We start from the raw sequence: 25298 nt of genomic DNA, 5'->3' as shown, positions 1-25298 counted from the left end.
GGGCGTCTCGGAGGAGGGAAGAAGCACGGCGGGGCCGTTATCCGCTCAGGCGATCGAGCGGAAGGGTCATATGGACACGCAGACCTACGCGCAGCCATTCCTGCTCCAATGTGCCGCCGAGCTGGCCGGCGATGCTTCTCTGGGAAAGCTGCGTGCCGAAGCCCTGGAAATTCGGTGGCGTTTCGATGGGAGGGCCACCGCTTTCCGTCCACACGAGATCGACGATATCCTCGTGAACCATCCATCGGATCGACAGGTGACCTTCCGGATTGGACAGGCATCCATATTTTGCCGCGTTGGTGGCCAGTTCGTGAAGCACGAGGGCAAGGCTCGTCGTGGTGTTGGAGCCCACGCGCACGCTCGGTCCCTCGATGCTGACCCGGGGCGTTCCGGTCTGCCGGTAGGGCTCGAGCACGGCCTCGCACAATTGGACAAGCCCGACGTCCGGGCCGGAGCCATGTCGGATGGCGGCGGGCTGCACGAGTTCGTGAGCCCGGGAGAGTGCGCTCAGGCGACCACGCAGCGCAGTGGCCATTTCCTTCGGGTCCTTGGCCGTGCGCGCCGTCATCGAGACCATGCCGTTGGCGATGGCGAAGAGATTCTTCACACGATGGTTCAACTCGCGCGTGAGAAGCTGCTGCGCCTCCTCGAAAGCATGCCGCTCGGTAATGTCGCTGACGACGCCGGAGATGATCACGGCTTGGGAATGGTCGCCGTCGACTGCGAAGAAAGCCTGCCCCACCGAACGGAACCAGCGGAGTCGTCCATCGGGCAGGATCGCCCGGTACTCGCTTTCATAATGGCCGTCCGATTGTGGATCGCAGGCTTCGACGATGCGCGATTTCACGGCTTCCCGATCGTCAGGGTGAACCATTTCGATGACTTGGTCGAACGGTAGGCTGAACGATCCGTCGTGCGGGATCCCGTAGAGCGCGCAGGCTCCCTCATCCCAGAGAATCCGCTTTTCCTCCAGATCCATCTGCCACGTGCCGAGATTGGCTGCTTCCAGCGCAAGGCGATAGCGGGTCTCAAGGCTGCGGACAGCTTCCTCGGCGTTCTTCTGCGCATCGATGTTGGTGCTGGTCCCAAACCAGCGCGTGGTATGGCCTGAAAGATCCTGGATAGGAACAGCGCGACTGAGAACCCATTCAAAGATACCCGCGGCGTTTCGGATCCGGTACTCCGTCTCGTAAGGCGCGCCGGTTTCGACGGAATGGCGCCATTGGGCCTTGACCGCGGGCAAATCCCTTGGGTGAACGGCATTCTGCCAGCCATTTCCCTCGGATTGCTCGGCGGTCATGCCAGTAAATTCGTGCCATCGCCGGTTGAAATAATCGTGAGACCCGTCGGCACGGGCCGACCAGACGAGCTGGGGGAGGGATTCGGCCAGGACGGCAAATTGATTTTCCGTTGCGCTGAAATCCACTCGGATCTCCCTAGTGCCGCGACTTGCCGCCTGTTCTCGTGCCAAAGGGAGCTTCATTCTTGAGGGCCTTTTCGATGCTGACAACCTAAATCGTGCTCAATGTGTGTTTTTGGGGGCGAAAGAGTAGCCCCAGGGAGGGGAAAGGACTAAGAAACCGCTCGCGTCTGGCGCTTCGCCGCCGGAGCACATAGATGCAGGACAGCTCTTGAACCCTGAAGCGGCGTTTCACGCCGAGGCTTGTTGAACCCTTCATGAACGATATGAGCCCTCATCCGGTTGCTCCGCCGGACATCGCATCTGCCGACCTCCTGCACCCGAGGGAGCGCCGTTCGCGACGCTTCGCCTGGATCGGCATGGCCGCGAGCGTAATCCTGTTCGCCGCCTCCCTGGTGGTCCTTTGGCATATCGTCTCTGAAATTGACGTGAACGAACTGAGGGCCGCCTTCACGGCGGCGAGCCTGCGCCAGATCGGCCTTGCGGTTCTCTTCACGACGATCAGCTACAGCCTGCTGACCTGTTATGATGCCATTGCCCTCAGGCAGCTCAAGCTGAAAATCCCCTATCGCACGACGGCAATGGCCTCCTTCACCTCGTATGCGGTGAGCTTTACCCTGGGCTTTCCCCTGCTCACGGCGGGCACGGTCCGCTACTGGATCTATGCTCCCAAGGGCGTGAGCCCGGGCCGGGTGGCAAGTCTCACGGTGATCGCCGGCGTGACCTTCTGGCTCGGAATGGCCCTGGTCCTGGCCTGGAGCCTGATCCGGCAGGCGGACGAACTCGCGAGCCTCGTCTACACCCATATCTGGGTTAATCAGCTCATCGGCCTCGCCGCCGCCGTTTTCGTTGCGGGCTATCTGGTCTGGGTATCGTTTAAGCGCCGAATCGTGCGCATCCAGGGCTGGAAGCTGGAACTCCCGGGCTTGCGCCTGTCGCTCGCGCAGATTCTGATCGGCGCCTGCGATGTCTGTGCCGGGGCAGGCGTGCTGTTCGTTCTGCTGCCTGGCGGGCATGGGTTGAGCTTCGAGACCTTTCTGGCGGTTTACATCTTTGCCGTCATGCTGGGCGTGGCAAGCCATGCGCCGGGAGGCCTAGGGGTCTTCGAGGCCACGATTCTCCTGGCGCTCTCGAGCTATCCGCGCGAGCCGGTGCTCGGCGCGCTCCTGCTCTACCGCCTGTGCTATTACCTCCTCCCCTTCGTCATGGCCTTGGCCATGCTGGGTGCCTACGAGATCCGCAACCGTCTGCGCTCCTCGCGAGGCGCGTTCAAGCCCGACGAGGAGCCCGCGGAGGGAAGCTAGGCTGAGGAGATGACACTTCGGAGCCCGCGTCCTAAAACCTGACGCGACATTCATCCGAGGCTCTGGAGCACCATGACCGATCCCAGCGAGATCACGCCGGCAGCCGGCCCTTCCGGCGCCGCTCCGCTGCGCGCGGCGGCCTTTCGCGGAGCGGCCCTGACCAGTCTGCTTCTGAGCGCTATTGCCCTCTGGCGCGGCTACGGCGACGGCTGGTTCGTCGTCGGCGTCGTCTGCGCCATGATGCTCAGTGCCGGGACAGGGGGAGTGCAACGCAAGCGGCTCGGCCAGGTTCTGCAGTCGGGTCCCAAGGCATCCGCGCGAAGCGCCGTTGCCGAGGCCGTGCTCACGCAGATCCCGGATCCGGTGATCCTGGTCGACCGGCGCGCGGTCGTTCTGGAGGCCAACAGGGCTGCCCAGATCCTACTGCCCGGGCTGAAGGTCGGTCATCCCCTGTCGTTCTTCCTCCGCAGCCCCGACGTGCTCGACGGTATCGAGGAGGTGATCGAAACAGGGGGGGCGTTGCGGGTCGAATATTCCGAGCGCGTTCCGACGGAGCGGACGTTCGAGGTTCATATCGGACCTTTGCAGGCCGAAGCCTCGACCGTGGCCGTGCAGTCCGGGGTTGTCCTGTTCTTCCGCGATCTCACCTCGGCCCGACGCCTCGAGGCGATGCGGGCGGATTTCGTGGCGAATGCAAGCCACGAACTGCGCACGCCGCTCGCCTCCCTCCTGGGGTTCGTTGAGACCCTGCAGGGGCCGGCCAGGGACGATCCCGGGGCGCGGGAGCGCTTTCTTGAGATCATGCGGGTCCAGGCCCAGCGCATGAGACGCCTGATCGACGATCTCCTGTCCCTCTCGCGCATCGAGATGCGGGCGCATGTGCCGCCGACACAGGTCGTCGATCTCGGCTCGCTCGTCGCCCCCATGGTCGAGACGTTCTCCCCCGCCGCAAAGGAGAAGGGCGTGATGATCCGGGCGGCTCTGCCGCCGCGCCCTGTCCGCGTGCTCGGCGATCGCGACGAGCTTCTGCGCGTGATCGAGAACCTGATCGAGAATGCCGTCAAATACGGTGAGAGTGGCGGAGCCGTCGACGTGACCGTCGAGAGCGTCGAGGCTGACCGGGGACCTCAGGACCGCCTTGCGGTCCTGTCGGTTCAGGATTATGGCCCCGGCATCGCGCCGGAGCACCTTCCGCGACTGACCGAGCGCTTCTACCGGGTCGATGTGGCTCAGAGCCGGGACAAGGGGGGAACGGGCTTAGGACTGGCCATCGTCAAGCACATCGTCAACCGCCACCGCGGCCGGCTCGACATCGCCAGCGAGCCGGGACAGGGCGCCCGTTTCACCGTCAGGCTTCCCGAGGCCCCATCCGGCCTCTAAGGGGTTTCCATGGCTCTGCCCTGGGATCCTTTCGGGGTGTCATCTATTTGTCATCCAACTGTCGTAGAGCCGACACGCGCCGGGCCTAGCTGTCCAACCGCGCGGCCCGGAACAGGTCTTCGAGCTATCTGCCGCGCTTGTATGAACAGGGAGATTTACCGTGAAGATCATGTCCTTCGCCATGGCGGCCGGCTTTGCCGTCGCAAGTCTTACGACCCCGGCGTCCGCCGCCGATATCACCGGCGCAGGCGCGACTTTCCCCTTCCCGATCTACGCCAAGTGGGCCGAGGCCTATAACAAGGAAACCGGAAACCGCCTGAACTATCAGTCCATCGGCTCCAGCGGCGGCATCCGTCAGATCCGCGCCAAGACGGTGGATTTCGGCGCGACCGATGCTCCTCTCAAGGGTGAGGATCTCCAGAAGGATGGCTTCGTCCAGTTTCCGGCCGTAATGGGCGGTGTGGTTGCGGTTTATAACCTGCAGGGTGTTGCCTCCGGCCAGCTGAAGCTGACGGGCGAGGTTCTCGCCGACATCTTCAACGGCAAGATCGCCAAGTGGAACGATGCCAAGATCGCCCAGCTCAACTCCGGCGTGAAGCTTCCGGAGGCGGCGATCACTCCGGTCTACCGTTCCGACGGATCGGGCACCACCAGCGTGTTCACAACCTATCTGTCCCAGGTTTCCGAAGGCTGGAAGAGCGGTCCTGGCGCCGGCTCCTCCGTGCAATGGCCCGTCGGTCAGGGCGGCAAGGGCAACGAAGGCGTCGCGGCACTCGTAAAGCAGGTGCCGAACTCCATCGGCTATGTTGAATATGCCTACGCCAAGCAGAACAGCATTCCCTTTGCTCAGCTTCAGAACAAGAGCGGCAAGTTCGTGTCGCCCGACGCGAAGACCTTCCAGGCCGCAGCGGCCAACGCCGACTGGAAGTCCGCTCCCGGCTATGGCATCTCTCTGACCAACCAGCCGGGCGACGAGGCTTGGCCAATCACGGCTCCGACCTTCATTCTGGTGCCGAAGAGCCCCGAGAAGCCCGAGCAGGTCGCCGAGGCTCTCAAGTTCTTCGACTGGTCCTTCAAGAACGGGGACAAGATGGCCATCGAGCTCGACTACGTTCCGCTTCCCGATCCGGTGAAGGAGCAGGTGCGCGCAACCTGGAAGAGCGAGATCAAGAACGCTTCGGGCCAGCCTGTCTTCACCCAGTGATCAGGCCTCTCTGAAAAGCAAGTGGATCGGCGGATGGTAGCTCTCTCGCAAGAACGTTTGGCTTCGCGCAAGAACGGTTCCGTTCGCCGATCGTCCCAACCCGGTTTCGACCGTGTTTTCCGCATCGCGAGCCTTGGCTCGGCCCTTTTGGTGCTGCTTGTTCTCGCGGGCATCATCGGGGCGATGATCTACGGCGGCTGGCCTGCTTTCCGCGAGTTCGGCTTCGGTTTCATCACGTCGAGCGTCTGGAACGTCAACGAGGATCAGTATGGCGCGTGGGTCGCCATCGTCGGGACCTTGTCGACGGCCGTGATCGCCCTCGCCATCGGCGTTCCGCTGTCCCTCGGCATCGCCATCTTTCTCACGCAGTTTTGTCCCCCGTGGCTCAAGCGGCCGGTCGCAACCGTCATCGAGCTGCTCGCGGCGGTGCCGAGCATCATCTACGGCATGTGGGGCCTGTTCGTCTTCGCGCCCCTGTTTGCGAAGTACGTCCAGGTCCCGGTTTCCAGCGTCGTGGAAGGCATGCCCATTGTCGGAACCATCCTCTATGCCCGCACGCCTTCGGGCGTCGGCGTCCTGACGGCCGGCATCATCCTGTCCTTCATGATCATTCCGTTCATCGCGTCCATTGCGCGCGATATCCTCGACCAAATCCCGTCCGTGCTGCGCGAGAGCGCCTATGGCATCGGCTGCACGACATGGGAGGTGGTGCGCAACGTGCTGCTTCCGCAGGCCGGCGTCAGCATCATCGGCGCGATCATGCTGGGGCTGGGCCGCGCCCTGGGTGAGACCATGGCGGTCACCTTCGTGATCGGAAACGCCAACCGCCTGTCCGGCTCGATCTTCGATCCGGGGTCCACCATCGCATCACGCATCGCCAACGAATTCAACGAGGCCATCGGACTTCAGCTCAACGCGCTCATGGCGCTCGGCTGCATCCTGTTTCTCGTCACCTTCGTGGTGCTCGTTCTCGCCCGTCTTCTGATCGCACGCGTCAGGACCGCATAAGAGGTCGCGATGGATACCGCTCTGCAAGGAACCGTTACCGCAAGCCCTGCGCCCTGGGGGCGCGTGCGCCGCAGCCGCTATCTCGCGGATCGCGCGCTCAAGGTCGTCTGCGCACTTTTCACCATCCTCGGAGCCGTGGTGCTGGGCTGGATCCTCCTGATGCTTCTCGTCGAGGGGATCGGCGGATTGTCGGCGGATGTGTTCACGCATACGACCCCCGGCCCGGGAAGTCAGGGCGGCGGCATCGCCAACGCGCTGGTCGGCAGCCTCATCCTCACCACGCTCGGCATCGTGGTCGCCACACCCATCGGTGTCCTCGCGGGAACCTATCTGGCGGAGTACGGGAAGGGCTCGAAGCTCGCCGAGACCATTCGTTTCGTGAACGACATCCTGCTCGCCGCGCCGAGCATTCTCATAGGCCTCTTCGTTTACATGCTCATGGTGCAGCCGATGGGGGGTTACTCGGGATGGGCCGGAGGCGTGGCACTCGCGATCATCGCCGTTCCTGTCATCGTCCGTACCACCGAGGATATGCTGCGCCTTGTGCCCGGTTCGCTGCGCGAGGCGGGCGCTGCCCTTGGTGCGCCCATGTCGACGGTGATCATCAAGATTAGCTGGAAGGCCGCACGCGCCGGCATGGTCACCGGTATTCTACTGGCCACGGCCCGGATCGCTGGCGAGACCGCGCCACTGCTGTTCACGGCCCTCAACAACAATTTCTGGTTCAACCCGAATCTGATGGGCGGCGTCGCCAACCTGCCGGTCATGATCTACCAGTTCGCATTGTCCCCTTATGAGAACTGGCGTGAACTCGCCTGGGCCGGCGCCCTCATCATCACCATGTCGATCCTCGCGCTGTCGATTGCGGCGCGCCTGATCCTGAGGAAGGAAAAAGCCCGATGAGCCCGATTGCCGTTTCCGCAAGCAATGCCATCGGCAATGCGGCGTCCGCCGACGTGGGCGCGCCAGTGCGGATCGCTGTGCGCGACCTCAACTTTTACTATGGCGATTTTTGCAGCCTGAAGAACATCTCCATGGATTTCTTTGATCGGCAGGTGACGGCGCTGATCGGCCCCTCCGGCTGCGGGAAGTCGACCTTGCTGCGCACCTTCAACCGGATCTACAGCCTCTATCCAGAGCAGCGTGCCGAAGGTCAGATCCTGCTCGATGGGCAGAACGTTCTGTCCCCTTCCGTCGATGTCAACGAGCTGCGGGCGCGAGTCGGCATGGTGTTCCAGAAACCCACGCCGTTTCCCATGTCGATCTACGACAATATCGCCTTCGGGATCCGCCTCTACGAGAAGCTCCCGAAAGGCGAGCTCGACGGTCGCGTGGAGGAAGCCCTGCGCAAGGCGGCTCTCTGGGACGAAGTGAAGGACAAGCTGCGCCAGTCCGGCATGGGCCTCTCCGGCGGACAGCAGCAGCGCCTGTGCATCGCCCGCACCATCGCCCAGCATCCTGAGGTGATCCTGCTCGACGAGCCGACCTCGGCGCTCGATCCGATCTCCACGGGCAAGATCGAGGAGCTGATCGAGCAGCTCCGCTCCGAGTTCACCATCGTGATCGTCACCCACAACATGCAGCAGGCGGCGCGCATCTCGCAGTTCACCGCCTTCATGTATCTGGGCGAACTCGTGGAATTCGGGCCGACGACCAAGATGTTCATGAACCCGTCCAAGAAACAGACTCAGGATTACATCACGGGCCGCTTCGGCTGATCGAAGCGCTTCAAGGAGGCCTCCCCATGGCGGAGCATATCGTCAGCTCCTACGACAACGACCTGCAGGCTCTTAGGCGACGCATTTCCGAGATGGGCGGCATCGCCGAGAAAATGCTCGTCGATGCGATCAGCGCGCTCGTGCGGCACGACACGGCCTTGGCGCAGACCGTCATTGCCTCGGACAAACGCCTCGATCTGCTGCAGCGCGAGATCGAAGAAAGCGCCATTCTCACCATCGCCCGCCGTCAGCCGTTGGCGGTGGACCTGCGCGAGACCATCTCGGCCATTCGCGTATCCGGAGACGTGGAACGCATCGGCGATTTGGCCAAGAACATCGGCAAGCGCGCTCTCGCCATCGGCAGCGACTTCCAGCCGCAGAAGATCGTCCTTGGTCTCCAGCACATGAGCGACCTCGTGCTGGGGCAGCTCAAGGATGTGCTCGATGCCTATGCGCAGCAGGATACGGCCCGCGCGCTCGACGTCTGGAAGCGCGATGGCGCCATCGATGCGCTCTATACTTCGCTTTTCCGCGAACTCCTGACCTACATGATGGAAGATCCGCGCAACATCTCGTTCTGCACGCATCTCCTGTTCTGCGCCAAGAACATCGAGCGCATCGGCGACCACACCACCAACATCGCCGAAACGGTGCACTACCTCGTGACCGGCGAAGCGCTGTCGATCGATCGGCCCAAGAATGACCGCTCCATCGACACGAGCGGCGAGGCGGGAGCCTGACGATGGGGCCACGCGTTCTGATCGTGGAGGACGAGGAGCCGCTGACGCTGCTCCTGCGCTACAATCTCGAAGCCGAGGGCTACGAGGTGGACAGCGTGTCCCGCGGTGATGAAGCCGAGATCCGCTTGCGCGAGCAGGTGCCGGATATCGTGCTGCTTGACTGGATGCTGCCGGGCCTCTCCGGGATCGAGCTCTGCCGCCGCATCCGCGTTCGTCCCGAGACCGAGCGCCTGCCGGTGATCATGCTCACGGCCCGCGGCGAAGAGGGCGACCGGATCCGCGGGTTGTCGACGGGGGCCGACGACTATATCGTGAAGCCCTTCTCCGTCCCTGAACTCCTCGCCCGCGTGCGGGCGCTTCTGCGCCGTGCGAAGCCTGGACATGTGGCGACCCTGCTCAGGGCCGGCGACATGGAGCTCGATCGCGAGACCCATCGCGTGCGCCGCGCCGGCACGGAGCTGCACCTGGGACCCACGGAGTTCCGCCTGCTCGAGTTCCTCATGCAGAGCCCCGGGCGTGTTTTCTCCCGCGAACATCTGCTCGACGCCGTCTGGGGGCACGACGTCTATATCGACGAGCGCACGGTGGACGTTCATGTGGGCCGCCTGCGCAAGGCCATCAATCTTCCGAAGCTGTCTGACCCGATCCGCACCGTGCGCGGGGCAGGCTATTCCTTCGACGAAACCTTCGCCCGCGCCGAGACGACGGCGAGCGCCGGGCGCTGACAGTCCAGGACAAAGAAAAAGGCCGCGCCGAGGTGATCGGCGCGGCCTTTTTTGCGGAAACTCCGGTTCCGTCTCTCAGGCGCGGGCCAGCTTGCGCTCGCGCTTGCGGTCGGCCACCGGCTGGTAGGCGATACGGGCGTGGTGGGTGCAATAAGGGAGGCCCGTGATGGAGCGGGCCCCGCAGAAACGGAATTCCGGCTTCGTCGGATCGCCCATGGGCCAGCGGCACATGGACTCGCGCAGATCCATGATGGTGACGCGCTCGGACATAGGGATAGCGACATCCTGCTCGTCGATTGCCATCTCCGGCTCCTCTCGCACGGGCTGAAGCGGGATAGGGGTGAGAACCACGTTGCTGTGGCTCTGGGGCGCAATCGGCGCCGGAGCGCTGGGAGCGCGGGTGATCTTGCGGACGCGGGGCGCCGCCGGGGCAGCCTTCACGTCCTTGGCGCGGCCCGAGAGGCCGAGGCGGTGAACCTTGCCGATCACTGCGTTGCGGGTCACGTTGCCGAGCTCGGCGGCGATCTGGCTCGCGCTCAAGCCATCGGTCCAGAGCTTCTTGAGAAGCTCGACCCGCTCATCCGTCCAACTTGCGCCCGCATCTGTCATTTTTAAAACCTGCCTCCATCGTGGCTGCTTGTTCGAACCCGGAATCCCCTACACCTCGCGGACAGAAAATTGATGTCCGACCGCGTTGAGAGGGTCGCTCCTGAGGGTGAAAGCCGCCGCACGAATGCTGTACTCGACTGGCTTGAGGTTACAGGATGGGTGGACTCGGGCGCAAGAGTCCCGGGTCACCCCCCGTCGTTTTCCCCAGGGAACTCTCCCGGCGCGTCCTTCGGAAAACCAAGGAGGGCCTGGTCCTCCAGGCTCCGGCGGTGCGGCCGCAGACAGGAGATAGGATTGATCTCACAAGTGGTGTTCCGGTTCTGAGGGCAGTGCCTCCGGCAGAAAATTCACCCGTGATGGGTCACTTCATTTCTCTTGAATTGACAGGGTCCCGCTCCTCGTTAGAATCCTCGCCGTGCCGCCCCGCTTGGGCGGCGCTTTCTTTTTTGAGGCCCAGGACTGGCATATAAAGTGCAACCTTGGGTCTCCATCAGAGGCGGAGATACCCTGTGACATCGCCATTGCTGCCGACCTATGCGCGCGCCGAGCTGTCCTTCGAGAAGGGGGAGGGCCCCTGGCTCTACGGCCGAGATGGGCAGCGATATCTCGATTTCGGGGCCGGCATCGCGGTGAATGCTCTGGGGCATGCCCATCCGCACCTTGTCGAGGCTCTGACCCAGCAGGCTTCAAAGCTCTGGCATACCTCGAACCTGTTCCAGATTCCGGAAGGCGAGCGCCTGGCCCAGCGGCTGGTGGAGAATACCTTCGCGGATGTGGTCTTCTTCTCCAATTCCGGCGCCGAGGCGAACGAGGCAGCCGTGAAGATGGCCCGCAAATACCATCACGCCGGCGGCCATCCCGAGCGCTTCCGGATCATCACGTTCGAGGGAGCCTTCCACGGTCGGACTCTCGCCACCATCGCGGCCGGCGGCCAAGCCAAATACCTGGAAGGCTTCGGCCCCAAGGTCGAGGGTTTCGACCAGGTGCCCCTCCACGATCTCGACGCCCTGAAGGCCATGATCGGCCCGGAGACCGCGGCCCTGATGATCGAGCCGATCCAGGGTGAAGGCGGCATCCGCCTGGTCGACAACACTTTCCTCAAGGAGGTGCGCGCGCTCTGCGACCAGCACGGACTTCTCCTGATCTTCGACGAGATCCAGACCGGCGTGGGCCGCACGGGCAAGTTGTTCGCCTATGAGTGGACAGGCGTGACGCCCGACATCATGTCGGTGGCCAAGGGCATCGGGGGCGGTTTCCCGCTGGGCGCCTGCCTTGCCACCGCCGAGGCCTCAAGGGGCATGACCCTCGGGACGCACGGCACCACCTTCGGCGGCAACCCTCTCGCCATGGCGGTCGGGAATGCCGTGCTCGACGTGATCCTCGCCCCCGGATTCCTGAAGGAGATTGAGCGCAAAGCGCTCCTGCTGAAGCAGCGATTGGCAGAGCTGAAGGATCGCCACCCTGCGATTATTGCCGAGGTTCGCGGCCTGGGACTCATGATGGGCCTGCGCACCGTGGTTCCCAACACCAGCTTCATCGCCGTCGCTCGCGATCAGAAGATCATCCTGATCGGCGCGGGCGATAACGTCGCCCGGCTTCTGCCCCCGCTAATCATCTCCGATGCGGATATCGCGGAAGCCTTCAACCGTCTGGATGCCGCCTGTGCGGCCATGGAGGCCGAGCTGAAGACGCAGGCTCGGCCGGGAGCAGCTCAATGAAACCCCGCCACTTTCTCGATCTCAGCGACTTCTCGGGCGATCAGATCCGCCACATCCTGACGGTCGGCTCCGCGATTAAGGCCAAGCGCCGTCGGGGCGAGCGTCAGAAGGAGCGTCCGCTGGAAGGCAAGACGCTGGCCATGGTGTTCGACAAGCCGTCCACCCGCACCCGCGTGTCCTTCGACGTGGGCATGCGCGAGCTTGGCGGCGAGACCCTGATGCTCACCGGCAAGGAGATGCAGCTCGGCCGTGGCGAGAGCATCGCCGACACGGCCCGGGTCCTCTCCCGCTACGTGGACGCCATCATGATCCGCACTCTCGATCACGCCATGGTGACGGAGCTCGCTCAGTACGCCTCGATCCCCGTGATCAACGGCCTGACGAAGACGACGCATCCGTGCCAGATCATGGCCGACGTCATGACCTTCGAGGAGCATAACGGCTCCATCAAGGGACGGACGATCGCCTGGGTGGGGGACGCCAACAATGTGCTCGCCTCCTGGGTTCACGCATCCGCGCGGCTGGAATTCACCCTCAAGATCGCGTCCCCTCCGGAACTTGCTCCACGCCCGGAGCTTTTGTCCTGGGCAAGGCAGGAAGGAGCACAGATCAGCGTGACGACCGACGCCTTCGAGGCGGCCGAAGGGGCTGACGCCGTCATCACCGATTGCTGGGTCTCCATGGGCGATGACGACGAGTTCCGCCGCCACAACCTGCTCAAGCCGTATCAGGTGAACAGCAGGCTGATGGGTGTCGCCGCTAAGAACGCCGTGTTCATGCACTGCCTGCCGGCCCACCGCGGCGAGGAAGTGACGGATGACGTCATGGACGGCCCGCAATCCGTGGTCTTCGATGAAGCCGAGAACCGGCTTCACGCACAGAAAGGCATCCTGGCGTGGTGCCTTGGAGCAGCAAACGCATGAGTTCAGCTTCGTTCGAGGGACATGACGACGTTGTGCTGCCGTTCGCGGTGGAGCCTCTCGACGTCCGTGGGCGCGTCGTGCGCCTGGGCCCCTCCATCGACACCATCCTGGCCCGTCACGGGTATCCTGCCCTGGTCGCCCGCGTCATCGGCGAGGCCGCAGCCCTCACCGTCATGCTCGGCGCGTCCCTGAAGCTCGAAGGCCGCTTTCAGCTTCAGACCAAAACCGATGGCATCATCGACATGGTGGTGGTGGACTTCAACGCACCTGATAAGCTCCGCGCCACGGCCCGCTTCGATCAGGAGAAGCTGGATGCTCTCGGGGCCGGCGCGCCGAACACGGGCGAGCTCCTCGGCTCCGGTTATCTGGCGATGACGATCGATCAGGGCACGGAACGCAGCCGCTATCAAGGCGTCGTCGCGCTCGACGGCCAGGGTTTCGAGGAGGCCGCGCATCAGTATTTCCGGCAATCGGAACAGATTCCGACGCAGGTGCGCCTCGCGGTCGCCGAGCAGTTCGAGAACGGACGTCACACCTACCGTGCGGGTGGGGTGATGATTCAGTTCCTGCCCTCCTCGCCCGAGCGTCTGCGCCAGGCGGATCTCGATCCCGGAGATATCCCGGAGGGGCATCCGTCCAACGATCTTGCCGCACCATCCGAGGATGATGCCTGGTTCGAGGCCAAGTCGCTGCTCGCGACCGTTGAGGATCACGAGCTCATCGACCCCGCCGTGTCGAGCGAACGGCTGCTCTACCGGCTCTTCCACGAACGCGGCGTTCGCGTGTTCGAAGGGCAGCCCGTGCATGAGGAATGCACCTGCTCGCACGAGCGCATCATGGCCATGATGCGCCGCTTCTCGCCAGAGGATCGCCGCGATATGGTCGGCGACAACGGGCGCATCGGCATCACCTGCGAATTCTGCTCGCGCTTCTACGATCTCGATCCATCCGAAGTCGAGGCCGAGATCGCCAAGGCGGAAACGTAAGACGCGGCCTCTCGCCTCAAGTCAGAATCGTCATGGCCGGGTCGAGCCTGGCCATGACGGAGGAGGTCTGAAACTCAAGACGCAGCACACATCGCCGCCAGACGACGCATGAAGGCCGCGCCGGCTTCCAGCTGATCGAGCGTAATGTACTCGTCTGCCTGATGCGCCTGGTCGATGGATCCGGGGCCGCAGACGACGGTTGGAATGCCGGCGGCCTGGTAATGGCCGGCTTCCGTTCCAAACGGTACCGTCTGCGTGCGGTTCTTGCCCGCAAGGCGCAGCGCCAGCGTTTCCGCGAACGATCCGGGCTGCGGCGCGAGACCGGGGACATGGGCATGGAGCTTTGTCTCGATCCGGCCGAACTCGCCGAAGCGGTTGAGCCGCTTGAGCGCAACCTCCTGCGCAAATCGTTCGAGCTTTTCCGGAATCTCGTTTGGATTCTGGCTGGGCAGGCCGCGGAATTCCCAGTGGAACGTGCATGATTTCGAGATGATGTTGCGCGCGGTGCCGCCCGAGATGACGCCCACATGGACGGTGGTGTAGGGCGGGTCGAATCGCCCGCTACTGTCGCCACGCTCCATCATCTCGTCGGCGATGCGGTTGAGCTCCGCGATCATGTCCGCGGCCGTCATCACGGCGCTAGCCCCGAGGTACGGCTTCGACGAGTGCCCCTCCAAGCCGTGCACGGTCGTCGTGAAGGTCACGACGCTCTTGTGGGCATCGACCACCTCCAGCATCGTCGGCTCGCCGACGATCACCGCTTTGGGCAACGGCAGGTCGTGGCCAAGGCGCCGGATGGTGTCGACGACGCCGAGGCACGTGGTCTCCTCGTCATAGGAGAGCATGATGTGGATCGGCGTCTTGAGGCCGGTGGCCAGAAATTCCGGGACCAGTGCGAGGGCCAGAGCGTCGAAGGCCTTCATGTCCACCGCGCCGCGACCGTATGCGCGCCCGTTCTCCACACGCAGGGTGAAAGGGTCCGAGGTCCAGGGCTGCCCGACCACAGGCACCACGTCCGTATGGCCGGACAGCACGATGCCGCCCCTGTCCTGTGGGCCGATGGTGGCAAAGAGCGCGGCTTTGTCGCCCGCGTCGTTCGGGACGCGCACGAAAGGCACGTTCCAGCTTCGGAGGTAGGATTCGACGAATTCGACGAGAGCAAGGTTCGATTTCGCGCTCTCGGTGTCGAACGAAACCAGCCTAGCCAGCATTTCAAGCGGTGTCAGCCGCTGACCGTTGGAAGACATGAAAACCTCAGTGCAGCACGCGCTTGTTGCGCGGCATGTCGAGTGAAAAGGCAGGGATCTCGGCGTCGAAGGTCTCGCCGCTGGCAGTTTCCATCACGTAGCTGCCCTGCATGGTGCCGCTTGGCGTCGTCAGCGGACAGCCGCTCGTGTAGCTGTAGCTCTCCCCCGGACCGAGCACCGGCTCCTCGCCGACCACGCCCGCGCCCCTCACTTCCTGGACGCGGCCATGCTCGTCGGTGATGCGCCAGTAGCGGGCACGCAGCTGCACGCGCTCCAGGCTCAGGTTGATGATCTCGACGGTGTAGGCGAAAAAGTAGCGGTTCTCGTCGGGCGAGGATTCTTCCGGCAGAAAGCGGGGTATCACGGTCACGCTGATGCCGCGGGTGACGGCCTTGTACATGAGTGGTCCCTTGGCCAGTGGTGGAATGCTCGCCTCCCGTGGTAAGGCGGCCTTCAAGCCCCGTCAATCGAGGCTGAAGAGAAGCAGCCATGCTGGACGCGGCCACGGGCCGGTCTTTCTCACGACGATAGGGGCGGACCCGAGCACCCGATGGCGCCTTCTTCTCGCTGATCATGAGGCCTTCTGCTGGTCCTCCCCTAGGCCCTATTAACCTTCACACGCTCTGCGGGCCGGAGAGGGCTGGCCTCGAGCGCCTTTCCAAACAACAATGGCAAAAGGGATTGACAGGCCGGCCCACGGCTTCGACAGCTAAGCGAATAACACTCGAAAAAGGGCTGGGGCCCTGGAAAACGGTCATGGTTGCGTTGAAGGACGGAATTCAATCGGCGGATGCCATCATGCGCCTTGCGGAAGCGGGCGTGATAAAACCGGAGACGCCCTTCGCCTCCGATCAGGTGCAGCCCGCGAGCCTCGACCTGAGGCTGGGCCGCCGGGTCTACCGGGTTCGCGCCAGCTTCCTGCCGGGCCGCAACCACACGGTCAGGGACCGCCTGGAGCAGCTGAGCTTTCATGAGATCGATCTCTCCGTGGGCGCCATTCTGGAGACGGGGAGTGTCTACATCGCCGAGTTGCAGGAGGGGCTGGCTCTGCCGGAAGACCTGTCCGCCGCCGCCAATCCCAAGAGCTCGACGGGCCGGATCGACGTGTTCACCCGGGTCATTACCGATCGCAGCCAGGAATTTGACACGATCGGGGCAGGGTATACGGGGCCCCTTTACGCGGAGATCTCGCCCCGCACCTTCCCGGTGCTGGTACGGACCGGCACCCGCCTCTCGCAGCTGCGGCTTCGCAAGGGCGAGGTGCGCCTGAGCGATGCCGAACTCTATACCCTCCATCAGCGCGAGCGGGTTGTAACCTCCGCCGAACCGTCAATTCAGGATGGCGTTGCCGTCAGCGTCGATCTGGCGGGCTTCGGCTCGGACAGGCTCGTCGGCTACCGAGCCAAGCGCCATACCGGTCTCGTGGACGTGGACAAGCCCGGTTCCTGCCGGATTTCGGATTTCTGGGAGCCGCTCCATGCGGATACCTCCCGCACGCTCATTCTCGATCCAGGCCAGTTCTATATCCTGGCTTCGAAAGAGGCCGTGCACGTGCCGCCGGACTATGCCGCCGAGATGGTGCCATTCGATCCGCTGGTAGGCGAATTCCGGGTCCATTACGCCGGGTTCTTCGATCCCGGTTTCGGGCATGCCGCAGCGGGAGGTGAGGGGGCCCGCGCCGTTCTCGAGGTCCGTTCCCGCGACGTGCCTTTCATTCTGGAGGACGGGCAGATCGTCGGGCGTCTCGTTTATGAGCGCATGGCCGAGCGCCCTCAGGTGCTCTACGGGGCTGACGCCGGATCCAACTATCAGGCCCAAGGCCTGAAGCTGTCGAAGCATTTCCGCTAAGCTCAATTCAGTGGCATGGGCGGCAGCAGGCGGCGAATATCACCTTCGCCATGCACAAGGCTATGGCCGGGCAGGGCTTCAAGGTTGGCCCAATCGTGCTCGGCGCCAAGCCCCCGGTTCACATCCTAGAGCATCGGGCGAGAAAAAGTGTCTTGCACTTTTGGGATCAATCCGATGCTCTAACGCCCACGAGCACGGTTCGGCGGATCACGAACATGACGGCGCTGACCTCGGTTGACGCTGCCGTGGCTCAGGCTGCTCCTTTTCCGGAATGAGTTTCCATGGCAATAGCAGCCATGGTCTGCATTGATAATGCACGTGCCAACCGCTCCCGTTGTATCACAGAGAATGACCGGCATGGAAACCTTAGACGCTCTCGATCACATTGCCATCAACGATGTCCTCTGCCGTTTCTTCCTTGCCTTCGATGAGCGCGATTGGAGCGCCATGGAGAACTGCCTCGCCCATGAGGTATTCATCGACTATGCCGCGTCAGGCCGCGAGCAGCCCAGCATCATGAGCGGCGCCGAGTTCGTTCAAAGGCGACGGGATGCAGTCGACACCCTGTCCAAGCATCACAGCTTCTCCAACCTGATGCTGGCGAAGGAAGAGGAAGGCGTGCGGGGGCGCTGCAACTACCTGATTCTGAGGTTCGACCGCGACTTCAAGGGCGAGGGCGAGGACTTCTATCACTCGTGCGGGGCCTACGAGTTTCGGTTCGGCAAGGCTGATGGTGCGTGGAAGATCACCAGCATCACACAACGGGCACTGCGGAGCTGGGGCAATCGCCAACTCCATGGAGGCACGCGCAAAGCTGACGGCCAGCACACGCAGGCTTGACGCCAACCCTCCGCATCATTGTCTTCATGCGGAGACTCAGACCTGTTGCAGGAGTACTGCTGTCTACCGCTTGGCCATGTCGACGAGGGAGCGGCTCCAATCAGCAATGAACCGTCTGCGTCTCTCATCGTCCTGAACCGCAAGCAGGGCAGGACTGATCGCGATAGGGCGGGCGATGCCGGTCCGAACGATGGAGGCTGCTCCTTCAAGGCCTGCGGGTGCCTCTCCGGCGAATCCGAAAAAGAAGGCTTCGCGCTGCGCCAGCGTTTGGCCGCGGTTCGATAGAAGATAACTTATGAAGCGGGCACCTGCGGTGGCATTGCTCGCCGCGGCGGGGATCATCGCTCCCCGGCTGAGCACAAGGGTGTAATCCGCGGGCACGACCAGACCGAGATTGGCTCCGGCGCGAATGCGAGCGTAGGCATAGGATGCCAGCATGTTGTAGCCGATGAGAAGACGACCCGCCTCGATCTCGTCAAGGATTTCACCCGTACAACAACGCACGACCGCCTGGGCGCGCCCAAGGCTTTCGAGGAGCCGGCCATACGTGGTTGTCGTCTGCTGAGAGTCGTTGAACGCCAGCAGGTAGCCGATGCCCGACTGACGAATGTCGTAGGTGCCGACGCGGCCTTGGTATGTCTCAGGTTTCAGCCGCAGAAGGTCGGCGATCTCAAGATGTGTTGTCGGGACATCCTCAACAGGGACCTTCGCGCGATTGTAGACAAACACGACCGGCTCGAAGGTGAAGCCGAAGACTTCGTCCCGCCAATTGGCCCAACGTGGGACTGTCTCGGTTTCCGGCAAGTTGACACTGTGTGCGCAGCCGTCGTTGGTAAGTTTCACCAGCTGGTCGACGCCCGAGGACAGAAGCACATCGCCCAAGGCACGGCCGTCCTGACAGGCCTTGGATGCCGCAGCGAAGAGATCGTTCGTCACGTACTCCACGAACTCAACCCGGGTGTTGGGGTTCAGGGTCTGGAAATCGCGGATCAGCGGCTCCATGGCCGGGCGGTCTGTTGCAGCGTGGATCGACAGAACCTCCTGCTCAGCCTGCAAGGCAGGGAACGTTGAGATTTGGCTATCCTGGGCAAAGCTGGCCAAAGGCTGGATCGCAGCCCAAACCAGACAGAGGCACAGCAACATGGGGTGACATAACCGAATCTCTTGACCGTTCATGCCTTGGGTCCAGTCTCGTTCGGTAGGCTCATGATGACGACAAAGCCGTTGCCATCTTCATGGCGGAAGCTCAGGCTTCCGCTACAGGCGGCCAGCACGTTCGCGGCAATGGACAGCCCAAGTCCGGATCCACCCGGCGAATGTGCGCTGAACCGCTCAGTCACCTGAGACCACAGCTCAGGCGGAATGCCGGGGCCATCATCCTTCACTTCGATGTCGACCGTATGGAGCTTCTGGCACACGCGAAGTGTGAGCTGCGATGGGGCGCCATGGCGAACCGCATTGTCGATCACGTTCTTGACCGCTTCCTTGAGACTGATGGCATCTCCCGCGATTGTCACCGGAACAGGAGGTAGCTCCAGGGAGATCAGGACATCGCGGTCAAGCGTTTCCGGCACCGCCTCGCGAATCGCACGCCGAACGACTTCAGCCACATCGACCGGCTCAAGCGGAACGGCTCCCGCGCGATGATTGACCATGGCGTGGCTGAGCAACTGGCCTGCGAGGTGGGACAGCTGGTCGACACGCTCCTGTACCCGTGTGAGATATTGCAGCGCCTGCGGGTCCATGGGCTGCCGTGACAGAAGCTGAAGCTGAGCCTTCAAGGCCGTCAGGGGTGTGCGGATCTGGTGAGCGGCATCGGCGATGAACTGCTGCATCAGATCCATTCGGTTCTTCAGGCGGGCGATGAACGCGTTGGCGGCGGAAACGAACGGACGCAGTTCGCGAGGGGTGCTGACCGTGATCAGCGTCACGTCGTGGGGATCCCGGTCCCGAAGCACGGCCCCAACGCGTCCAATAGGTCTGAGGGCATACCGGATCGCAAACACAGCTCCACCGAGGGCCAGGGCGCTCATGACGATGATCAGTGCCACCGCACGCAAGGTCAGCTCCCGGGCCAAAGCCGTGCGCGCCTCGGTGGTCTGGGCCACGACCACATCGACACGCCCCTGGACCGAAGGGTCAGAAAAGGAACGGCCGACCTTTGTCACGCGAACGTCCACTCCCTTAAACCGACCGTCTCGGACATCCGGGCTTCCCATAGCGGGAGCATCGTTCTCAGGCGTCACCAGATCGGCATAACCGGTCAACGTGCGTCCACCCGGCTCGACGATCTTGTAGAAGATCCGGTCACGCTCCGAGTTGGCCAGAAGCTCGAAGGCGGATACCGGCAGTTCGACGGTCAGTGTTCCGCCCTGCACGTTGAGGGCCTCCGCCATCTGGTAGGCTGCGCCGACCAGCAGACGGTCATAGGCATCGTTTGCAGCCTCCCGGGCGTAATACCAAGCTGCCGTTGTCAGGGCGGCAGCCCCTGCCATCAGCACCAGCGAGATGAGGACGATCAGGCGGGTGAACAGGGATGGTTCACGATGAGCCATGGGGAACCATCTGATAACCGAAGCCTCGGACCGTCACGATCTCGGCGCGCGCGCCATGGAGCTTCTTGCGCAAGCGGCCGATGTAAAGCTCGACAGCGTTGAAGGAGGGAGCTTCCTCGTCGAAGCCGAAGACCTGATCCAGCAAATCCTCCTTGCTGAAGACCCGGCCAGGGCGTGACGCCAGGATTTCCAGCAGGGTCACCTCTCGGCGGGTCAGGTGCACCTCGCGCTGGCCCACCCGCACCGCACGGGCCGACCTGTCGATGCAGATGTCGCCGCATTCAAGCAGGTTCGTGGCCTCGCCATGGCGGCGGCGCAGCAGGGCCCGAGCCCGGGCTTCGAGTTCGCGAAAGTCGAACGGCTTCACCAGGTAGTCGTCGGCACCGATATCGAGAGCGCTTACTCGGTCCTCGACCTCGGACCGGGCAGTGAGCATCAGAACCGGGGTCGTACTGCCGGCAGACCGAAGATGTTGCAGGATTGAGAACCCGCTCCGGCCCGGCAGCATCACGTCGAGAATGATCAGATCGTAGGATGTTCCATCAAGTATGGCGGCCGCCGCTTCCCCGTCAGTCGCCCAGTCCACGGCATGGCCGATCCGGGCGAAGTGCTCGACGATCGCCTCGCCCACATCGTGGGTGTCCTCAACCAGAAAGATGCGCATGCGTTCCGCCACCCCGGATGACAGGTGAATGACAGGTTTTGACTCTAGCGTACCCGATAAGCTCGGGCCACTTCGAGCGTAAGACCAACTTCATAATGGGTGGAAACGATGAGGGCTCTCCTCCTGCAGGTTCCTGCATGTGACGCGACCGGTGCTCGGATCGGCGTTGCGGCCCCTTCCTCTCAGCGTCAGACCCAATCCTGCCGGTTCAATGCGGCACACGATTGGAGCCATTCAGCAGATTATACGACTCTAGAGATACAATGATTCACTCTCCTCGTGTTGAGGAGAACGTACGTGGGAGACAGGAAATGCCCTTAGATCGTCGCAGCTTCAACAAAGCTCTCCTTGCAGCCGCCTCAGCCGGTCTTCTGCCGGCGCTGCCAGCCTGGGCGCAACACTTCAAAAGCCTCAAGATCATCGCTCCCGCCGGTCCCGGAGGCGGATACGATCAGCTCGCCCGTGCGGTGCAGGATGTGTTGATGAGCGAAAAGATCGCCGCCAGCGTGCAGGTCCAGAATGTACCGGGCGCCGGCGGCACCATCGGACTGGCCCAGTTCATTAACGCCAAGGATCGAGACCCGTCGCTGATGGTGGCCGGTTTCGGCCTTGTCGGTGCGCCGGTCATCAACAAGTCACCGGTGACGCTGGAGCAGACCACGCCGCTCGCCCGTCTCCAGGGCGAGTACCAGCCGCTGTTCGTTGCCGCCGAATCGCCCATCAAGTCTGTTACGGACTTGGTCAACAAGTTCAAGCAGGATCCGGGATCCGTCACCTGGGGCGGCTTCGCACACGGCTCCCCGGACCACGTCCTGTGCGGCTTGGTCGTGAAGGCTGCCGGCGGTGACGTGAAGAAGATGAACTACATTCCCGTCGGGACCGGTGGCGAGATGCTGCCGCTGGTCATGAATGGCAAGATCACCGTTGCAACGGGTGGCCTCAACGAGGTCGCGGGCCAGTTCAAGGCCGGCAAGCTCAGGCCGATTGGCATCTCGTCGCCGGAACGCTTGCCCGGCGTCGACATTCCGACCTTCCGGGAGCAGGGTGTGGATGCAACGCTCGTCAACTGGCGCGGATTGATGGCACCTCCCGGCATCAGTGCCGAGGACAAGCAAGCTCTTGATGATGCAGTCGCCAAGCTGGTGCAGAGCGCGCCTTGGAAGAAGATCCTTCAAGAACGGGAATGGGTCGACCTCTATATGCCGTCCGCTCAGTTCACGACGTTCATCAAGGAGGAGCAGAGCCGTATCTCCTCCATCCTTAAAGAACTCGGGCTCGGCTAAATGGCCGGCCGATGGCACAGCGGCAGGAGCGCTCGAATTGCAGGTGCTCCTGCCAAAACCGGAACCAGAGAGTGTGGTCCGCTTCGGCGCAAGAGCTGACGTCCGATGAGCGGCCGGAATGTGAGCGTTTGACCGAGGTCGTGTGAAAACCCGATTTCGACCGACGTGCGATGGCGGCTGTTGGACGTGATCCGCGGCGGTAAGAAGGTTCAGGCTGCCAGAGCCCTCAGCTGGGTCCAGGAGCCCAGGATGTTGATCATCCGCTTCAGGTCTAGGCCATTGGCTTTACGTCAGCGAGACCTCGTACTTAGCCGTGGTTAGCACGAGCTTCCTGAAGCCGCTCCATAGTCGCTTTGATCTCCTCGGCGGCCTTGATCCCCCGAATGCCGATGCTGCGGTCGACGGTTTTCCCATTCTCGCCGTCCCGTCCGCCAAGCTGCTATTCAAGTTTGGATCCGCTGGTCTTAGTCGATATCAACTCGGATGCCCGCGCCGAGATAGTTCGATCCTGTCCTCTGAGGACTGATAATCCCATAAATGCCTGATCGGTGGTGTAGCTTTGTGACAAGATGGATCTTAGGAAGCGAAGTATGGGTCCATTCCGTTTCGAATCCCATGTAGTACTGTAGCCGCCGAGAGCCGATGCCACGAAGTCCGTCAGGTCCAAACTCATACGCCGGATTAGAGAAGGCGTATGAGAGGCCGTTTCCCCACGCGACGTTGAAAGAAAGGCCTTCAAACACAGGGATTTCGCCGCTGCGCAGCACAAGGGCCGCTGTTCCTTCGATATGGTCCTGAAAACCCCAGTGCTTTACGAGTTGAACTTCAGCCTCGAGGGAATTGCCAGGCAGCGTCCAACCTGTGGCCGGAACAGGAATGTCAAACTGGGGGATGATTGCCCGGCTGACAGCTCCGGACACGAAGTATGTACCATCCGCCCTCAATCTTCCCGTAACGAGGTTGTAAGGGAAAGTTGGCAGGCGTGTCTCGGACCACTGTGCTCCAACAACCGTAAGGAACCAGGTACGATCGCGTGTACCGAGAACGTCCGCAACAGCATCGGAACAGCCGGTGCCCACAATCCCCACGCCGGTAGCCAACAAAAAACGCACACAGCCCGCGTAGCAGTTTCCCAACAATGCTAATTCCCTTGTAAGAGCTAAAAAGTCCTATGCCTGCCATTCCCATATGTGTCAAACGGACAGGCGGGCATGCTTGTGAAGTTACTGGTGTGTGGGAGCGGCACTCCTGAAGGCGCTCCATGGTCGCTTCGATCTGCTCGTGGTTACACCTGGAGGAAGGGCAAGCCCCACGGCGCGTGGCCAGATTGCCCGGCCAGCCCCGGCGATCTGGAGCGCTCCAATGGCAGCGCCAGCGGCTGCGAGAAGGATAATCCAGCGTAATGACAGAATGAAATGAAGCATGTGATCACACGGACAGCTTGGACAACAGGTTCATGGCCCGCCATCAAGAGTGTCGAGGCCAAATCGGCGGTTTAAGCTGTGGTCGCCACCCCGCCATGCAGAAGATCGCTGCCGCACTCCCAGTGCATGGCGTGATTGCCACCCAAGCCCCTCAGGGTGCGGCTACCGCCTCCGCGGGAGATCGGGGCGTCGTCAGCCGTGCCGGGCACGAAGCCATCGAAAGGAGTGTCAAGGATCAGAACCATGTTCGGTCAGCTGTTCCTTGGAGGCTGAACGGCGAGGAAGTTCGATCTCGTCACGCCTGCGACAGCGGCCGCAGCTCGGACACAGCGCAACAACCGACGATCCGGTATCCGACATGGCAGTTCGATCATTGCCCCAAGTGAACTCACGGACAACCTGCATCGAGCGGCTTGTACAATGAGTTTATGAGGGCCGGTCGAAGCGGCCTCCGACGCAAGGGTTTGTTTCTACCTCCAAAGCGGTAAATCTCCAGGATGCTGGACGGCTGGCTCTAGGCTGACGAAGCTCAGATAATGGTCACCTGCTCGCAGGGCACATTCCTGGCAGCGGCAGCACGATCGAGGGGCCACGGCAATGCCTGATGTGCAAATGACAATCCAAGTAGATAAAGATCGCAACGCGGTCGCTCTAGAGATTGCACCTGTTGGACAATCACCACAGCGGTTTCTGCTTTCCCTCGACGAACTCGATAAGCTGATCGGCACACTTGGAGATGCGCGGAGCAGGCTGTTTGAGGGGCAGCCAATCCCTGATTTTGAGGGAGCGGGCGTCACCATCAGCACGTCGGCTAACACGAAGTGGTATATTGAGGCGCACCCTCCCGCAGGTGCTTTACTTGCATTCTATCATCTCAAGTTCGGGCCAGTCGGCTTCACGCTGCCAAGCGATCAGATTGCCACGATCACAAAGTTCCTGACAGAGCGATTCATCCTTCAGCCGACACAATCACCGGGGAGTCATTGAGCTGCAGACGATGGATAGTGTAAAGAGCATCAAATGTTTAGGGCACGCACATGCCCGGCGACGGTGAGATCGTTCTAGGACTCTTGCGACACAACCAGCTCGCTCTCAATGCTCAAATAAGACGTCAAATTCCTATATTCCGTCTTAAGCTTGACGCATTTCCTGTGAAACGTCGGGCGGTCAATTGACAAGGTTCCGTATCCGCTAAGTGAATGTCCCGCATTGTAACTAATCCCGCTTGAGTAGTGAGAGTTTGACGAAGGCGATCCCGAGATGGGAGCGCCTTGTAGCTTTCGATTTCTCAAACAGGAGAACTCCCTTGAAACTGTTGCTTCATCAGATGGGCTGACAACACCTGTCTTGCTCTGTCTTTGCAGGGCAGTCATTGCGCTCGTCTGCGTATGATTGAATGGCAGCCTCACCATTGTCGGAGCAGGCGTAAAACTCATTTCCCGCAAGCCAACGCAGCATTCTGCAACAAAAGACCCTTCAAGTACCAGAAACAACCCCTTACTAGTGGAGCATACCCTATGGCGACATCTTCGATTTCGCTTGCATCTCTTCTTGCGCCCAAAATTGCCGTCGGCACCGTGTCGGCGATGGACGGTGTGTACAGCACTTACGAATCCAATTTCGTGAAATACGCTGCCCAGCACTGGAGCCTGGAAGGCTCTGCCTGGGACGAAGCCAATTACTACGACCGCGCCGAGATCTT

Annotated in this window: 25 protein-coding genes; 16 read left to right on the top strand and 9 right to left on the bottom strand. The window is 62.2% G+C overall.

Annotated features, from left to right (window positions below; all coding sequences use genetic code 11):
• Positions 1 to 37: 37 nt before the first annotated feature.
• Entirely contained in the window at positions 38 to 1426 is a 1389-nt protein-coding gene (locus E4K09_RS06080) for a sensor histidine kinase (protein ID WP_166802184.1), read from the bottom strand.
• Positions 1427 to 1677: 251 nt separating this feature from the next.
• Between E4K09_RS06080 and E4K09_RS06075 the strand changes: the two genes are divergently transcribed.
• The 8 genes from E4K09_RS06075 to phoB all read left to right on the top strand — a co-directional run bounded on the left by E4K09_RS06075 (position 1678) and on the right by phoB (position 9499).
• Positions 1678 to 2724, top strand: a complete 1047-nt coding sequence (locus tag E4K09_RS06075) for a lysylphosphatidylglycerol synthase domain-containing protein (RefSeq protein WP_134495865.1) — start codon at positions 1678 to 1680, stop codon at positions 2722 to 2724.
• A gap of 72 nt (positions 2725 to 2796) precedes the next feature.
• Positions 2797 to 4104: an ATP-binding protein gene (locus tag E4K09_RS06070; protein WP_134495864.1), complete on the top strand. Its 1308-nt coding sequence runs from the start codon at positions 2797 to 2799 to the stop codon at positions 4102 to 4104.
• A 160-nt stretch (positions 4105 to 4264) separates the two neighbouring features.
• On the top strand, positions 4265 to 5308 hold the full coding sequence (pstS, locus tag E4K09_RS06065; RefSeq protein ID WP_134495863.1) for a phosphate ABC transporter substrate-binding protein PstS: 1044 nt from the start codon (positions 4265 to 4267) through the stop codon (positions 5306 to 5308).
• Positions 5309 to 5341: 33 nt separating this feature from the next.
• Positions 5342 to 6316, top strand: coding sequence for a phosphate ABC transporter permease subunit PstC (gene pstC, locus E4K09_RS06060; RefSeq protein WP_134495862.1), 975 nt, complete (start codon positions 5342 to 5344; stop codon positions 6314 to 6316).
• Between the two features lie 9 nt (positions 6317 to 6325).
• Complete coding sequence (pstA, locus tag E4K09_RS06055) at positions 6326 to 7219, top strand: phosphate ABC transporter permease PstA (protein ID WP_134495861.1); 894 nt, start codon at positions 6326 to 6328, stop codon at positions 7217 to 7219.
• Positions 7216 to 8034 (top strand): phosphate ABC transporter ATP-binding protein PstB, encoded by an 819-nt coding sequence (pstB, locus tag E4K09_RS06050; protein WP_134495860.1) that lies wholly within the window; start codon positions 7216 to 7218, stop codon positions 8032 to 8034. Before pstA ends, pstB begins: the two co-directional genes overlap by 4 nt.
• Positions 8035 to 8060: 26 nt before the next feature.
• Positions 8061 to 8774 (top strand): phosphate signaling complex protein PhoU, encoded by a 714-nt coding sequence (gene phoU, locus E4K09_RS06045; protein WP_134495859.1) that lies wholly within the window; start codon positions 8061 to 8063, stop codon positions 8772 to 8774.
• Positions 8775 to 8776: 2 nt separating this feature from the next.
• Complete coding sequence (gene phoB, locus E4K09_RS06040; protein WP_134495858.1) at positions 8777 to 9499, top strand: phosphate regulon transcriptional regulator PhoB; 723 nt, start codon at positions 8777 to 8779, stop codon at positions 9497 to 9499.
• Positions 9500 to 9574: 75 nt separating this feature from the next.
• On the opposite strand, the gene E4K09_RS06035 is transcribed toward phoB, so the two are convergent.
• Positions 9575 to 10108 (bottom strand): GcrA family cell cycle regulator, encoded by a 534-nt coding sequence (locus E4K09_RS06035; RefSeq protein ID WP_134495857.1) that lies wholly within the window; start codon positions 10106 to 10108, stop codon positions 9575 to 9577.
• Between the two features lie 509 nt (positions 10109 to 10617).
• Here E4K09_RS06035 and E4K09_RS06030 point away from each other — a divergent pair.
• Genes E4K09_RS06030 through E4K09_RS06020 form a run of 3 tightly spaced genes read left to right on the top strand, consistent with a single transcriptional unit; the run spans position 10618 to position 13735 of the window.
• Positions 10618 to 11826 carry an aspartate aminotransferase family protein gene (locus E4K09_RS06030; RefSeq protein ID WP_134495856.1) on the top strand — a complete coding sequence of 403 codons (1209 nt, stop codon included), beginning with the start codon at positions 10618 to 10620 and terminating at the stop codon, positions 11824 to 11826.
• Entirely contained in the window at positions 11823 to 12749 is a 927-nt protein-coding gene (gene argF / locus E4K09_RS06025; RefSeq protein ID WP_134495855.1) for an ornithine carbamoyltransferase, read from the top strand. Before E4K09_RS06030 ends, argF begins: the two co-directional genes overlap by 4 nt.
• Positions 12746 to 13735: an Hsp33 family molecular chaperone gene (locus E4K09_RS06020; protein WP_134495854.1), complete on the top strand. Its 990-nt coding sequence runs from the start codon at positions 12746 to 12748 to the stop codon at positions 13733 to 13735. The genes argF and E4K09_RS06020 overlap by 4 nt, the downstream gene beginning before the upstream one ends.
• 74 nt (positions 13736 to 13809) lie before the next feature.
• On the opposite strand, the gene argE is transcribed toward E4K09_RS06020, so the two are convergent.
• Both argE and apaG read right to left on the bottom strand, forming a co-directional pair.
• Complete coding sequence (gene argE / locus E4K09_RS06015; protein ID WP_134495853.1) at positions 13810 to 14982, bottom strand: acetylornithine deacetylase; 1173 nt, start codon at positions 14980 to 14982, stop codon at positions 13810 to 13812.
• Between the two features lie 7 nt (positions 14983 to 14989).
• The gene (gene apaG / locus E4K09_RS06010; RefSeq protein WP_134495852.1) at positions 14990 to 15382 is read right to left on the bottom strand and encodes a Co2+/Mg2+ efflux protein ApaG; all 393 of its coding nucleotides are present in this window, start codon (positions 15380 to 15382) and stop codon (positions 14990 to 14992) included.
• Between the two features lie 356 nt (positions 15383 to 15738).
• Here apaG and E4K09_RS06005 point away from each other — a divergent pair, with 356 nt between their 5' ends.
• A complete protein-coding gene (locus E4K09_RS06005) occupies positions 15739 to 16830 on the top strand; it encodes a 2'-deoxycytidine 5'-triphosphate deaminase (protein ID WP_134495851.1) in 1092 nt (363 codons plus the stop codon).
• A gap of 357 nt (positions 16831 to 17187) precedes the next feature.
• A complete protein-coding gene (locus E4K09_RS05995; protein ID WP_134495850.1) occupies positions 17188 to 17670 on the top strand; it encodes a nuclear transport factor 2 family protein in 483 nt (160 codons plus the stop codon).
• A gap of 63 nt (positions 17671 to 17733) precedes the next feature.
• Here E4K09_RS05995 and E4K09_RS05990 read toward each other — a convergent pair whose 3' ends face one another.
• The 3 genes from E4K09_RS05990 to E4K09_RS05980 form a co-directional block, all read right to left on the bottom strand.
• Positions 17734 to 18726, bottom strand: a complete 993-nt coding sequence (locus E4K09_RS05990) for an ABC transporter substrate-binding protein (protein ID WP_244610385.1) — start codon at positions 18724 to 18726, stop codon at positions 17734 to 17736.
• Between the two features lie 116 nt (positions 18727 to 18842).
• Entirely contained in the window at positions 18843 to 20225 is a 1383-nt protein-coding gene (locus E4K09_RS05985) for a sensor histidine kinase (RefSeq protein ID WP_134495848.1), read from the bottom strand.
• Positions 20212 to 20889: a response regulator transcription factor gene (locus E4K09_RS05980; protein ID WP_134495847.1), complete on the bottom strand. Its 678-nt coding sequence runs from the start codon at positions 20887 to 20889 to the stop codon at positions 20212 to 20214. The genes E4K09_RS05985 and E4K09_RS05980 overlap by 14 nt, the downstream gene beginning before the upstream one ends.
• 311 nt (positions 20890 to 21200) lie before the next feature.
• Between E4K09_RS05980 and E4K09_RS05975 the strand changes: the two genes are divergently transcribed.
• The gene (locus tag E4K09_RS05975; RefSeq protein WP_134495846.1) at positions 21201 to 22172 is read left to right on the top strand and encodes a Bug family tripartite tricarboxylate transporter substrate binding protein; all 972 of its coding nucleotides are present in this window, start codon (positions 21201 to 21203) and stop codon (positions 22170 to 22172) included.
• A gap of 464 nt (positions 22173 to 22636) precedes the next feature.
• On the opposite strand, the gene E4K09_RS05970 is transcribed toward E4K09_RS05975, so the two are convergent.
• Together E4K09_RS05970 and E4K09_RS28890 are read right to left on the bottom strand one after the other, a co-directional pair.
• A complete protein-coding gene (locus E4K09_RS05970; RefSeq protein WP_204985693.1) occupies positions 22637 to 23284 on the bottom strand; it encodes a hypothetical protein in 648 nt (215 codons plus the stop codon).
• A gap of 383 nt (positions 23285 to 23667) precedes the next feature.
• Complete coding sequence (locus E4K09_RS28890; protein WP_166802183.1) at positions 23668 to 23841, bottom strand: hypothetical protein; 174 nt, start codon at positions 23839 to 23841, stop codon at positions 23668 to 23670.
• Positions 23842 to 24193: 352 nt separating this feature from the next.
• Here E4K09_RS28890 and E4K09_RS05965 point away from each other — a divergent pair, with 352 nt between their 5' ends.
• Both E4K09_RS05965 and E4K09_RS05960 read left to right on the top strand, forming a co-directional pair.
• Entirely contained in the window at positions 24194 to 24583 is a 390-nt protein-coding gene (locus E4K09_RS05965) for a hypothetical protein (RefSeq protein WP_134495844.1), read from the top strand.
• Positions 24584 to 25113: 530 nt separating this feature from the next.
• Positions 25114 to 25298: hypothetical protein (locus E4K09_RS05960; RefSeq protein ID WP_134495843.1), on the top strand; the 185-nt coding region annotated here is incomplete at its 3' end.

This window comes from Microvirga pakistanensis, assembly GCF_004458765.1.
GTDB classification, from domain to species: Bacteria; Pseudomonadota; Alphaproteobacteria; order Rhizobiales; family Beijerinckiaceae; genus Microvirga; species Microvirga pakistanensis.
This window is presented reverse-complemented; position numbering and strand designations above follow the sequence as displayed.